Source organism: Paenibacillus barengoltzii G22, assembly GCF_000403375.2.
Taxonomy (GTDB): Bacteria; Bacillota; Bacilli; order Paenibacillales; family Paenibacillaceae; genus Fontibacillus; species Fontibacillus barengoltzii.
In genome coordinates this window covers 598,790-612,437 of the sequence record NZ_KE159655.1, presented here as the reverse complement: position 1 = coordinate 612,437, position 13,648 = coordinate 598,790, and the positions used below count along the sequence as shown (strand labels likewise).

Annotated in this window: 12 protein-coding genes; all 12 read left to right on the top strand. The window is 51.2% G+C overall.

From position 1 onward, the window contains the following. The first annotated feature begins 500 nt into the window (after positions 1-500). The 12 genes from C812_RS20520 (at position 501) to dnaB (ending at position 13,468) form a co-directional block, all read left to right on the top strand. A complete protein-coding gene (locus C812_RS20520; RefSeq protein ID WP_009223361.1) occupies positions 501-2,240 on the top strand; it encodes a peptide-binding protein in 1,740 nt (579 codons plus the stop codon). A 128-nt stretch (positions 2,241-2,368) separates the two neighbouring features. Beyond that, complete coding sequence (locus C812_RS20515) at positions 2,369-3,340, top strand: ABC transporter permease (protein WP_016314565.1); 972 nt, start codon at positions 2,369-2,371, stop codon at positions 3,338-3,340. Next, positions 3,337-4,353, top strand: coding sequence for an ABC transporter permease (locus C812_RS20510; RefSeq protein ID WP_016314564.1), 1,017 nt, complete (start codon positions 3,337-3,339; stop codon positions 4,351-4,353). Before C812_RS20515 ends, C812_RS20510 begins: the two co-directional genes overlap by 4 nt. Beyond that, positions 4,320-5,348 carry an ABC transporter ATP-binding protein gene (locus C812_RS20505; RefSeq protein ID WP_016314563.1) on the top strand — a complete coding sequence of 343 codons (1,029 nt, stop codon included), beginning with the start codon at positions 4,320-4,322 and terminating at the stop codon, positions 5,346-5,348. The genes C812_RS20510 and C812_RS20505 overlap by 34 nt, the downstream gene beginning before the upstream one ends. Beyond that, positions 5,345-6,385: an ABC transporter ATP-binding protein gene (locus C812_RS20500; RefSeq protein ID WP_016314562.1), complete on the top strand. Its 1,041-nt coding sequence runs from the start codon at positions 5,345-5,347 to the stop codon at positions 6,383-6,385. Before C812_RS20505 ends, C812_RS20500 begins: the two co-directional genes overlap by 4 nt. A 284-nt stretch (positions 6,386-6,669) precedes the next feature. Further along, positions 6,670-7,758, top strand: a complete 1,089-nt coding sequence (locus C812_RS20495) for an LCP family protein (RefSeq protein WP_016314561.1) — start codon at positions 6,670-6,672, stop codon at positions 7,756-7,758. 169 nt (positions 7,759-7,927) lie between these two features. Beyond that, positions 7,928-8,353, top strand: a complete 426-nt coding sequence (locus tag C812_RS20490; protein ID WP_016314560.1) for a CBS domain-containing protein — start codon at positions 7,928-7,930, stop codon at positions 8,351-8,353. Between the two features lie 88 nt (positions 8,354-8,441). Continuing rightward, positions 8,442-8,744 carry a MazG-like family protein gene (locus C812_RS20485; RefSeq protein WP_028539295.1) on the top strand — a complete coding sequence of 101 codons (303 nt, stop codon included), beginning with the start codon at positions 8,442-8,444 and terminating at the stop codon, positions 8,742-8,744. Between the two features lie 6 nt (positions 8,745-8,750). Continuing rightward, the gene (locus C812_RS20480) at positions 8,751-9,671 is read left to right on the top strand and encodes a DUF2232 domain-containing protein (protein WP_016314558.1); all 921 of its coding nucleotides are present in this window, start codon (positions 8,751-8,753) and stop codon (positions 9,669-9,671) included. 11 nt (positions 9,672-9,682) lie between these two features. After that, entirely contained in the window at positions 9,683-11,665 is a 1,983-nt protein-coding gene (locus tag C812_RS20475; RefSeq protein WP_016314557.1) for a DHH family phosphoesterase, read from the top strand. Further along, positions 11,662-12,105, top strand: coding sequence for a 50S ribosomal protein L9 (gene rplI / locus C812_RS20470; RefSeq protein ID WP_009223371.1), 444 nt, complete (start codon positions 11,662-11,664; stop codon positions 12,103-12,105). Before C812_RS20475 ends, rplI begins: the two co-directional genes overlap by 4 nt. 1 nt (position 12,106) lies before the next feature. Then, on the top strand, positions 12,107-13,468 hold the full coding sequence (gene dnaB, locus C812_RS20465; protein WP_009223372.1) for a replicative DNA helicase: 1,362 nt from the start codon (positions 12,107-12,109) through the stop codon (positions 13,466-13,468). Positions 13,469-13,648 lie beyond the last annotated feature (180 nt).

Genomic DNA, 13,648 nt, shown 5'->3' with positions numbered 1-13,648 from the left:
TGACGAGAAAAATAGAATAAACTCGAAAATTGTTAACATAAACAGTAAAGTGTGAGTAAGAAAAATTAACGTTAAATTTTTTGTAAACGCTTTATATTAATTATTTCTATAAAATACTAGTAAATCAGGGTTAATTAGGGGCCAACAAACGTTTAAAAAAATTATTGACGTAAGATATTTTCACATGTATTATGATCAATAATTGAACTGGTGCATATCCCTGATAGGGACCGGCTTAAGATGCTTATTAACCGATGGTTTATATCAAACCTATGTCACACTTTGTTACAAACGGCTGACGTTGTGTCTCTGTTTTTAGGGTATAAGTCATGGGGAGATAGAGCCATAGGGGCGTAAGTGAGTTGTTTTGTCCAGGATTACGCACTGTGAGAAGCAACTAGAGAGTGATGAAGGGGGAGGTCGAAAGGAACATCCTGGCAAGAGGAAAGGCATGGCGAACTGCACGTTCTCAACAATTAAACAAGGAGGAGTCAACTCACATGGTGGCAAAGAAGAGAAGATTATGGTCCATCTTACTTATTTTATCTCTCGTAGGTATTTTGTTTGCAGGTTGCAGTACCAATAACACAGCTTCCAATTCGCCGACTCCGACAGAGAACAACACAACTCCAGAAAACACAACGGAACCGGAAACAGAACCATCGGCAGATGAGCCGGTAGACGGAGGTACAATTGTCCTTTCAACTTTTTCGGATATTGTTACTTTAAATCCTATCTTTATTGGTGATACTTCTTCCGGAGATGTGGAGCAGTTCCTTTTCTCCAAACTGTACGATCTAGACCGTGAAGGAAATGTAGTTGTCGAGCCTTGGTCTTTGGCAGCCGAGCCTCCACAAATTTCTGAGGACGGTTTAACTTATACCGTGAAGCTGAAAGATACCGCAAAATGGAGTGACGGGCAGCCGGTAACGGCCGACGACATCGTATTTACATTTGATACGATTCGTAACCCAGAAACGGGTTCCCCAGCGATCAGCTCCTTCGATAAGGTAGAGAGCGTTACAAAAGTGGATGATTTGACCGTCAACATTAAGTTGCAATCCGTTTACGCTCCGTTCTTATATACGCTGGTTACCGATTTGGTCCCTTATCATGTGTTGAAGGATGTTCCTGTGAAGGAACTTCAACAACATCCATATGGTACAGATCCATCGAAAACCGTAACGAACGGGCCATGGAAGTGGACAGAATGGAAACAAGGCGAAAGCCACACGTTGGATCTCGATCCAAACTACTGGGGTACGCAGAAGCCGCATATTCATCAAGTCATCTATAAAATTTATGCCGACCAAAACACCCAAGTTCAAGCCTTGTTGAAAGGTGATGCAGACCATATCAGCGCCATTCCGGTGACGCAGGTTGAAGCTGTTAAATCGAATAAGGATATTAACGTCATCCAAAAACCGGGTCCGACTTACGAATACGTCGGGTTTAACTTCGATCCGAAGAACTTCCCGGACAACTACGGTTTGTTCCAAAGTCAAAAGACAAGACAGGCGATTGCATACGCAATTAACCGTCAAGGGATGGTTGATAATGTCTTGAAAGGTGTCGGTGCGCTGATGAACGCTCCGTTCCTGCCGGACACTTGGGCGGATCCGAAGGATGCTGCTGTCAACTATAACTATGATACGGAGAAAGCAAAACAATTGCTGGCAGAAGACGGTTGGGTTCCTGGCAAAGACGGGATCCTTGAGAAAGACGGTCACCGCTTCTCTTTCGAACTGCAATATAACGCCGGTAACAGCCGCCGTGAACAAGTGGCTGCGATTATCCAGCAAAACTTAGCAGATGTTGGTATCGAAGTTACGCCTAAAGGCATCGACTTTGCCGCATGGATCGATCAGAACGTCAACCCAGGTAAGTATCAAGCCATTTTGTTGGCATGGTCTCTGAACAACCCGGATCCGGATGCAGAAAGCATTTATTCCTCGAAATACTTCCCGCCGGCAGGTCAAAACACCGGCTGGTATAAGAACGAAAAGCTCGACCAATTGTGGGTAGACGGATACTCCACAGTTGATCAAACGGAACGTCAAGCGATCTATAAGGAACTGGCGAAGGAAATCTCTACAGACTTGCCATATGTCTTCCTTTATCAATATGGTAACGCCATCGGTACGGGTCCAAGAGTTCATTGGAAAGAAGAAGACCGTCCAGAACCATCGTTGGGCTACGGATACTACTTCCATCTGATCAACTGGTGGGTAACGGAATAAGAAGAAGAGCGGATACAGGAAATAGAACCGCAGGAGGGGGAAAGGGAGTATTCTCTTTCTCCTTCTCCCTTTCAAGCTCTATTTTTATCCTGTGGTTCTATACCTAACTATGTTTAGGAGGATAAAAGATGACAGAATATCTGATCCGTCGCTTGCTGCAATCGGTCTTGGTCATTTTCTTGATCACCGTCGTGACGTTTTTGCTGATCCATGCCGCTCCAGGGGGACCAACGCAAGTCTTCCTTGCTCCGGGTTTATCGCCGGAAGCATTCGAGCAGCAAAAACATAATCTCGGTCTAGATAAACCCTTACCCGTTCAATATCTCCGGTGGGTTGGGGACTTGCTGCAAGGTGACTTAGGATATACGTTCAAAAACCATTTGCCAGTTGCGGATTTATTGTGGCCTCGTATCGGGAATACATTCGTTTTAATGGGCTCCGCTTGGTTGTTAACCTTGATTATAGCGCTCCCTTGGGGCATTTATAACAGTACAAAAGAATATGGATTATCTGATCAAACGGCATCCTTTATTTCTTATATCGGATTTGCGATGCCAACCTTCTGGTTCGGTATACTTTTGCAACAGTGGTTCTCACTAGGCCTCGATTGGCTTCCCCTATCGGACATGCACTCCAGGGGGAAGGAAGACAGCCTGCTTGACCTATTACTGCATCTAGTGCTTCCCATCACGGTATTATCGTTAGGATTCCTTGCTTCTTATATTAAGTATGCCCGTGCAAGTATGTTGGAGGTCCTTGAAATGGACTACATCCGCACGGCTCGGGCAAAGGGTGTTAAGGAAAGAAAGGTTGTGTTCCGACACGCCTTACGGAATGCGCTTATTCCGATCATCACCATTTTAGGACTGGATTTACCGCTGCTTGTCGGCGGCGCTGCCCTCACGGAAAACGTGTTTAACTGGCCGGGGATGGGGCGCCTCTATGTCGAGATGGCTACGGCACGGGAGTATTCTGTTCTGATGGCGATTACGATCGTTACTTCGGTTATGGTTATCCTTGGTAGCTTACTCGCGGATATTTTATATGCCATTGTAGATCCACGGGTTAAATTGGGTGGAAAGGGGACGAAAGCTGCATGAGTGATCTCAAGGTAACGATATCGCCGGGAACATCTCCCGACGTGCCAACTCCTGAACCAAGTCATGCATCGGATCCCCAGAATGCGGTAGCTGCACTTCCAGCCAAGAAGCCGCTGGGTCCTTGGGGCCTATTATGGAGAAAATTCTCGCATAATCCCTATGCAATGACAGGGTTAGTCGTGTTACTGATTTTTATTCTGGCTGCGATTTTTGCCCCTTGGCTTACCAAGTATGATCCGGCCAAGATCGATCTGATGTTCCCGAATCTCCCAGCAGGGACCGATGGGCACCTGTTAGGCACGGATGAATTAGGACGTGACGTGTTCACAAGACTGCTGTATAGTGCAAGAATTTCCTTATTAATTGGTTTTTCCGTCGCCGTAGCTTCGGTCATCATCGGTTCGATTATCGGTGCGTTATCCGGTTATTTCGGCGGATGGGTCGATACGGTCTTCATGCGGATCGTCGATGTGATGAACTCGGTACCTACGTTGTTCCTTAACATTTTGGTACTGGCGATTTTTGGGTCGGATATGAAATATATGATTATGATTTTGGCCTTTACCAGCTGGATGAGTATTGCACGGTTGGTGCGCGGGAATTTCCTTCAATTGCGGGAAATGCAATACGTTGAAGCTGCGCGTGCCATCGGGGTATCGAATACAGGCATTATTTTCCGTCATTTATTACGGAACTCTACGTTTCCGATTATCGTTAACGCAACCTTGATGGTTGGTTCGGCGATTTTGAGCGAATCGGCTTTGTCTTACCTTGGTTTAGGCATCCAACCACCGGCAACAAGCTGGGGATTGATGTTAAGTAATGCGCAAGAATTTATGCTCGTTGATAAAATGCAGGCAGTTTATCCCGGCTTATGCATCTTGATCGTCGTTCTGGCGGTGAACTTCATCGGGGACGGCATCCGCGATGCGCTGGATCCAAGACAGAATCTGAATAAATCCCGGAGGAGGCTGGCAAAATGGCGGAGAAACTTCTCGAAATCCGGAAACTGACGGCGGGCTTCTTAACGGAAAATGGGGTTGTGAAAGCGACCGACCGGATCTCGTTATCCATAGAAAAGGGACAGACGGTTTGCTTAGTTGGTGAATCGGGGAGCGGAAAGAGCGTGACCTCACTCGCCATCATGCGGCTGATTGATTATGCCGGCGGAGTGATCATGGATGGCAGCATTAAGTTTCGAGGTCAGGATTTAGCCACCAAGAAACAGGAAGAGATGCGGCAGATCCGCGGCAACCAAATTGCGATGATCTTTCAGGATCCCATGTCGGCGTTAAACCCGGTATTTACGGTAGGGGAACAGATTGCCGAAAGCTTGCGGTTGCATCAGAATAAGGATGCGGATGAGGCTTGGAATATGGCTGTTAACCTGTTGAAGCTCGTAGGCATCCCTGCGCCGGAAATTCGCGCCAAGCAATATCCCCATGAATTGTCGGGCGGCATGTGCCAACGGGTCGTCATTGCCATTGCCTTAGCCTGCAACCCAGAGCTGTTGATTGCTGACGAACCTACGACCGCGCTGGACGTGACGGTACAGGCGCAAATCCTTGATTTGCTGCGGAAGCTGCAGGCCGAGCTCGGCATGTCCATTCTGCTGATTACCCATGATATGGGCGTAGCTGCGGAAATGGCAGATCGGGTCGCTGTTATGTATGCGGGGGCGATCGTTGAAGAAGGTCCAGTGGAAGATATCTTCAATCAACCCAGTCACCCATACACCACAGGGTTGCTCCAATCGATCCCTGGATTTGAAGGGGAACGGGGAGGAGAACTGTACACGATCCAGGGGACAATCCCGCCAATCGGTCAATTGCCTTCCGGCTGCCGGTTCCACCCCCGCTGCCCGCATGCGAAGGAGGTTTGTCGGCAGAAGGAACCACCGGAGTTTATGATCGGAGCAGATCATCGCGCTTCCTGCTGGCTCTATGAGGATAAGCCGGTAAGCAAAAGCGATGACCACAGCAGCAGAGATGAGGTGAAACCCGCATGACGACAGAAACGGCGAATGTAGAAGTAAAGCGACCGAGCGGTTTGAAGTCCGATGAGATTCTGGTAGATATCCGCGGGATTAAGAAGTATTTCCCGATTCATAAAGGCTTGCTCAGCCGGGTCGTTGGTCAAGTGAAAGCGGTAGATGACGTATCCTTAGCGATTCGAAAAGGGGAGACCTTCGGGCTCGTCGGAGAATCCGGCTGCGGCAAGTCAACGCTGGGACGTGTCATTCTTCGCTTGCAAGGAGCCACGGAAGGAGAAGTCATCTACCAGGGGCGGGACATTCATTCTTTACGGGGGCAAGAGCTGCGGAAGCTTCGGGAAGAGATGCAGATTATTTTCCAGGATCCGTTCGGTTCCCTAAATCCTCGTTTTCTAGTAAAAGACATCATCGGCGAACCTTTACGCGTTCATCGCAACCTATCTTCCAAGGAAATAGATGCTAGAGTCGTGGAGCTCATGGAATTGGTAGGGCTGGATGCCAGCCGGCGCAATCGCTATCCGCACGAATTTTCCGGCGGTCAGCGGCAACGGATTGGTATTGCCCGGGCAATAGCTCTGAATCCGAAGTTTATCGTCGCGGATGAGGCGGTATCGGCGCTGGACGTGTCCGTGCAATCACAGGTCATTAACCTGTTGATGAAGCTGCAACGTGAGCTCGGATTGACGTTCCTCTTCATTGCCCATGGCCTTAACGTCGTTCGGCATATCTCCGATCGGGTCGGCGTCATGTATTTGGGTAAGCTGGTAGAGGTCGGAGAAACGGAGACGTTATTCAATTCTCCGCTGCATCCATATACAGCCGCTTTATTGTCGGCCATTCCAAAGCCGACGCCAGGTCGGAAGCGGGAACGGATCGTGCTACAGGGGGATGTTCCTTCTCCCGCAAATCCGCCTTCCGGATGCCGCTTCCACACCCGCTGTCCGTTTGCCCAGGAGCAATGCGCCAAGGTGGAACCGCCATTGATTGAGGCAACTCCCGGACGCCAAGTGGCCTGCCACTTCCCGTTGCAACCGGAGACCGTGTTGGCTTAAACAGACGCCTTCTCGCAAAAAAACAGGCTGGTTCATGACGGTAGAGGTCCGATCTCCGGTAGGAGCGGGCCTCCCTTCTTTTTTCGTCCAAGCTTCATTGGTTAGTAGACCAGCATCTACATATCCCGCATTGTTGTACCCGATTTCCTCGATGTGTTATAGTACAAAGCGGTAGAGTTGTTTTGAAAAATGATAGATAAGTTAAGCAAGGATGAGTAAAAACGTAGTGATATGGCAGATAGAGAAGGAAATCAACCAGAATGGCGATGGAGGCGTAAAAAACCATGATCGAACGTCGTAGCAGAAAGAAGATGAAATCGAAGAATAAACGCAAGAAAATCGCGTGGATTGTACTCATAGTTCTGTTGGTGGCGGGGGCCGGGGGATATTTGTTCCGCAAGCCGCTTGCCGTGATGGCCTTTGACTTGTTCCTGTCAGGCAAAGTTGAGCAGACGTTGGAACGCTCGTATTCGCCAATTGAAGGGGAAGAGCCCCGTCCGCTGGAGCCGGTGGAAGAGAAGATGAAGCCATTCAGCACTCTGCTGTTAGGTGTGGATCAACGGAATAACGAGCCCGCTCGCTCCGATACGATGATCTATGCGGTGGTGCGTCCGGAGGATGCCAAGGTGTTGCTGATCTCCATCCCGCGCGACACGTATACCGAGATCGTCGGCAAGGGTAAGGAAGATAAGATTAATCATGCGTATGCGTTTGGCGGGGAGAAGATGGCCAAGGATACGGTGGAGAACTTCATCGGCTATCCGGTGGATTACTATGCAGCCGTGAACTTCCAAGGGGTGCGTGACATCGTGGACGCGCTGGGCGGTGTAGAGCTGCCGATTACGAAGGATATTGTCAATAAACAAGCGGATCATGAGAAGTTTACGATTAAGGCAAATAAACCGTTGTACGACGGTACGGAGGCGCTCAACTTCGTCCGTTATCGGGAAGACAGTGATTTTAACCGGACAAAACGACATCAGGTGTTCCTGAACGCCATGGTGAACCGGATGTTAAAGCTGAACCAAGTGACAAAAATCCCTGAATTAATCAACCTGATGGGGGATAATTTTAAGACCGACTTGCCGCCAAGCCAAATCATCGAATTGTCCAAGAAGGTCTTGTTGGGAGATACTTCTCCGCAAATTAGCGGCTTTACGATTTTAGGCAAAGGCATTCGGATCAATGGGGTTTATTATGATAAAGCGAATGAAGAGGATGTTGATTTCGCCAAAGAGATGATCGACAATTGGCTGAACCCGGATACGGAGGCGTTTGAATTGATCCTTCCGGAATCCCGTGATGCAGAGAAGACAGATGCGGGGCAAAACGGCGCGCAGGGAACGGCGGCAAATACGAGCAAGAATGAGTGATCGTGGGGCATCATACCTTAGATTATAATGTGAATATACCCTGATTTCAGACAACGGCAGTCCGGAGTACCGGCTGCCGCTTTCATGCCGCCGGTTCTGGAACAACTTCGGTTTCGAAACGTATCAAATAGGGGAGTCTGAATGAAAGGATGAGGAGGATTTCGTTCTCATGAATATAGCGTTTTTTCTGCTTCCGAAAAATGACGTGGTCACCATGACGTTGGAGTCCACGTTACGCCAGACGCTGGAGCGTATGGAGTATCACCGTTATACGGCCGTGCCGATCATCGATCACGATGGGGTGTATGTCGGTACGGTCACGGAAGGCGATTTATTATGGCACATGAAAAATTCGAGCGGCAAGATTACTTTTGAGACCGCTTCAAAATTTCTCCTGAAGGACGTGCCGCTGAAGATGGACATCAAGCCGGTACGAATCGATGCCGATATGGAGGATTTGATTAATCTGGCGAAGGTGCAGAACTTCGTGCCGGTTGTCGATGACCGGTGCCGGTTTATTGGGATCGTGCGGCGTAGTCAGATCATCGAATATTGCGAGAAGTTCGTGACCCGAAATACGGCACAAACCCAATAAATCCTAAAGGTTTGCGTCTTTTGTCGCGTTTGCTATATGCTATAATGAAGAATAAAGCTTTTTTCGGGGAGGGTCGAAGCTGTCCGAGATGCAAAGGGAAATGGATGTAGCCAAGCGTGCCAAAGTGATTGAATGGCTCAAAACGGAAGTAGTCGATCACGTATCCCGTTTGTTTAAGGCATTATGGGAAGGCAGCACGACACGGGTAACGGACAGTCTTGCCAGCCTTATCGTCAGCAGTTATATTTTGGGGCGGAGACTCGGTGTTTCCTATCGGGATATGGATGACAGTATCTTGGAGAAACTGAGAAAACATAAGCAGGAGGGTCACCAGCTCGAGGATTGGTATCAAGATATTTCTACCCTGGAAGAACATATGTCTAAGAGGTGAACCCATTTGAAGTTACGCTGGACATCGGTGGCCTGGAGCGCCGTATATTTGCTGCTTCTGTTGTCACTTGCAACTCCGCTGACCGTGATCACGATGTTTTTTCTGATCGTGCCGGGTATTTTGCTGTACACCACCTTGTCGACAAGAGCGTTTCTTGTGCACGTCGCGGTGGTCTGGCTGGCGGTTGCATTGATCTTCGGCCCGCTGATCTTGTTGCAGGCCGTCTATTTTATTGTTCCTTCGATCGTGATGGGCTATTTATATAAGAAAAGAAGCCCGGCGTTCCGCACGGTCATGGCGGGAGCCGGCACCATTTTGCTGGAGTTTTTGCTGGTACTGTTGATCAGCACCGTCTTCTTCAACTTTAATCTGGCGAATGCGATTGAGGACCTGGTGAATGCGGCGATGGCTCCGTTCACGAATGTCGCTGACAGCTCGTTGACTGGCACCATTGTCTGGTCGCCAGAGATGAGCCAGCAATTCTCCAGCTTGACGGTGCGGATGATTCCCTTTACGATGATCGTCTGCTCACTGCTCATGGCTGCAGTAGCCCATGCCATCTCCCGGCCTACGTTGTCCAGCTTGGGTCATGCGGTGCCGAAGATGCCGCCGATCCGTGATTGGCGGTTGCCGCGTTCGCTGATTTGGTACTATTTGATCGGCGTATTGCTGCAGTGGTTTGGCGGAGAAGCAGTAAGCCAAGGATTCTTGGGCACGATTGTGCTGAATCTGATGCCGCTGCTGCAATTTCTCTTCATGGTGCAAACGGCAAGCTTCTTCTTCTTTGCCGCCTACCATCGCAAGTGGAATCCGGTGATTCCGATTCTGCTCATTGTAGCGCTGTTGTTTATTCCGCCGCTTCGAATCGTGGGGATTTTGGACATTGCATTCCCGCTGCGGGATATGATTACGAGACCAAGACGATAGGGTGAGAAGGCATGCCAAATGTTTTGCAAAAACGTTGGTACGGTTACCAGACCGTATGGATGTTCATGCTCCAGTTGCTGCTCGTCATCTTCGTCTCCTTCTTTAATTGGATCCTGGGACTGGTTTGCTTATGTCTCGTGAGTGTGCTGACCTTCAGCATGCTGCGGGCGGAGCGGCAGTTCCGCCAAGAGCTGATTCGCTACGTGACCGATTTGAATTACCGGATCAAACGGGTGGAAGGCGAGGCTGTCAGTAAGCTTCCGTTTGGTTTGATCCTGTATAGCGAAGAACGGACAGTTGAGTGGCATAATCAGTTCGTGGCTGGCATGTACGACAAAGATTCCGTCGTGGGCCAACCGCTGTCCGAGCTGCTGCCGCAGCTCCCCTTGCCAAGTCGGGACAAGAAGGATGCGGCGGGCGCTCGGACCACGGCAGAAGTCATGGTCGGGGAGCGTTACTATGAGCTTACCGTCGATGCGAACGAGCGCATCATTTATCTCCATGATATGACGGAGCTGGCGGTACTGCGCAGACGGTACGAAGACGAACGGGCTGCGCTGGGGATCGTGCTGCTGGACAATCTGGATGAGGCCACCCAGGGCATGGACGACCAGCAGCGCACCGCCTTAATCGCTCGCGTGGCGACGGCGATTACGGAATGGGCCAAACAGTACCGCGTGTACTTGCGGCGACTGTCCTCTGAGCGATATCTGATGATTCTGAATCAGAAATCGCTGGACGAACTCGAGCAGAGCCGGTTCGTCATTCTGGACGAGGTCCGCGAAATGACCGCGGACCTGAAGGTGCCGATTACGCTCAGCATCGGCCTCGCTTTTGGCGCCGAGCGCTTCAGTGAGCTGGGCGAACTCGCCCAGTCCAGCTTGGATATGGCGCTCGGCCGCGGGGGCGACCAGGCCGCAGTCAAGGCCGGTCAGCGGCTCTCGTTCTATGGCGGGAAATCCGGCGCCATAGAGAAGCGGACGCGCGTCCGCGCCCGCGTCATCGCGCATGCCTTGCGCGATTTGATGCAGGAGAGCGACCGCGTCATCATCATGGGCCATCGCGTGCCGGACCTCGACGTGATCGGCGCCTCCATCGGCGTGCTGAAGGCTGCCGATATGTACAAGGTCGAGGCCCACATTGTACTGGATGGCCCGAACCCGGCGATCGAGCGCCTGATGGAGCGCATCGGCAAAGAAGAGACCTTGCTCCGGCGGTTTATTTCGCCGGAGCAAGCCATGCATTTGATGACCGAGCACACGCTGCTCGTACTTGTCGATACGCATAAGGCTTCCATGACGATGGAGCCTCGGCTTGTGGAAGAAGCAAGCCGCGTCGTCATCGTGGACCACCACCGCCGCGGCGAGGAATTTGTAACCGACGCGGTGCTCGTCTACCTGGAGCCTTATGCTTCCTCAGCCTGCGAGCTCGTCACCGAGCTGCTGCAGTACATTCACGAGAAGGTGGAGCTGAGCCCTCTGGAAGCGACGACGCTGCTCGCAGGCATCACCGTCGATACGAAGCATTTCGCGCTTCATACCGGCTCGCGGACGTTTGAGGCCGCAGCGTTCCTCCGCCGAAATGGAGCGGACACGGTGATGGTGCAGCGATTGTTGAAGGAAGATTTGCAGGAGTACATCGCCAAGGCCGATATCATCAAGCATGCCCGAATGATACACGGGCATATCGCTTTGGCGGTGACGGAGCCGAATCGCAAAATTCCACAGATGTTAATTGCTCAAGTCGCGGATACGCTGCTGAATATGACCGGCGTCCTGGCGTCTTTTGTGATCAGCGAGCGGCCAGACGGCTTAATTGGCATCAGCGCCCGGTCGCTGGGGAACATGAACGTGCAGGTGGTCATGGAGCGGCTGGGCGGCGGCGGACATTTAACGAATGCAGCTGTTCAATTGGAAGGCACCCAGGCGGAAGCAGAGAAGAAACTGCTCGCCGTGCTGGATGAAATAGAGAAGGAAGAGGGGTTGTTCGAATGAAAGTGATCTTCTTGCAAGATGTCAAAGGTCAAGGGAAAAAGGGAGAAATCAAAAACGTCTCCGAAGGGTATGCGCAAAACTTCCTGATTCCCCGGGGGTTGGTGCGTCCGGCCACCGAAGGGAATGTGAAGACGTTGGAGCAGCAAACAGCAGCGGAGCAGAAGCGGAAGCAGAAGGAGAAGGAAGAGGCCATCGAACTCGGCAAGAAGCTGGAGGAGATGACCGTGCAGCTGAAAGCGAAAGCCGGAGAAGGCGGCCGCTTGTTTGGTGCGATTACGAGCAAGCAGGTTGCCGAAGCGCTGGAGAAAGCCGGCGTGAAGCTGGATAAACGCAAAATTGAAATGCATGACCCGATCCGGACGCTGGGCGTAACACAAGTGCCGGTGAAGCTGCATCCCGAAGTGAAGTCGACGTTGAAGGTTCAAGTGACGGAGGAATAAGATGAGCGGCGATCTGTTTTTTGACCGGATCCCCCCGCAAAATCTAGAAGCAGAGCAGGCGGTACTCGGGGCAGTGCTGCTGCAATCGGAGGCACTTATTACCGCGATGGAGCGGGTGCGGACCGAGGATTTTTACGATAAGCCTCATCAATTAATCTTTGAAGCGATGGTTCAACTCGGCGAGGAAGGCAAGCCGATTGACCTTGTGACGTTAACTGCCAAGCTGAAGGACCGCGGTGAGCTGGAGGAGATCGGCGGCGTCAGTTATTTGGCCAAGCTGGCTCATGCCGTACCGACGGCAGCCAACGTGGATTATTACGCGCGGATCATCGAAGAGAAATCGATGCTGCGGCGCTTAATTCGTACGGCTACGCAAATCGTCAGCGACGGTTATGCCGGCGGCGAAGATGTGGCCGACATGCTGAGCGATGCCGAGCGACGTATTCTGGAGATCTCCAACCGCCGTTCGGGCAGCGGGTTTATCCCGATTCGCGATGTGCTGATGGAAGTGTTCGAGCGCGTTGAGACGCTGCATCAGAACCGCGGGACAACCACCGGGATTCCTTCCGGGTTCGTTGATTTGGACCGCATGACGGCGGGCTTCCAGCGCAGTGACTTGATTATCGTTGCGGCGCGCCCTTCCGTAGGTAAAACGGCGTTTGCCTTGAACATTGCCCAGAATGTCGCCGTACGCGCGAAAGAAACCGTGGCCATCTTCAGTCTGGAGATGTCCGCAGCTCAGTTGGTGCAGCGGATGATCTGCGCCGAAGCGAACCTCGATGCCAGCGTAATGCGGACCGGGGATTTCAAGAGCGATGACGATTGGGCGAAGCTGACGATGGGGATTGCGGCCTTGTCGGAAGCGGAGATTTATATTGACGATACCCCTGGCGTAACCGTGGCGGATATCCGGGCGAAATGCCGCCGGCTCAAGAAGGAACGCGGTCTGGGCATGATCGTGATCGACTACCTGCAGCTGATCCAAGGCCGGGGCAAACCCGGCGAGAATCGGCAGCAGGAGGTCTCGGAAATCTCCCGGACCCTCAAGCAAATTGGCCGGGAGCTGGAAGTGCCCGTGATCGCCTTGTCTCAGTTAAGCCGGGGCGTTGAGCAGCGGCAGGACAAGCGTCCGATGATGTCTGACCTTCGGGAATCGGGTTCCATCGAGCAGGACGCCGATATCGTAGCGTTCCTGTACCGGGACGATTATTACAACCAAGAAACCGAGAAGAAGAACATTATCGAAATCATCATAGCGAAACAACGGAACGGCCCAGTAGGGACCGTTGAGTTGGTGTTCTTGAAGAACTTTAACAAGTTCGCCAATTATGAGCGGGCGCATGCGGATGCGTTCGCAGGTTAGGCTGAACTGAGAACAGGAATCCTCTTGATCCAAGGACTGACGATCTTCGTCAGTCCTTTTTTTTCGTGTTTGGGATAGATTTCGAGTTAAACAATCGAACCTTCCATTCTCATCTATGGGACAATTATGGGACAATCTAGGGGATTAAAACAGAAATCTAAACAATTTTCGACACATTCC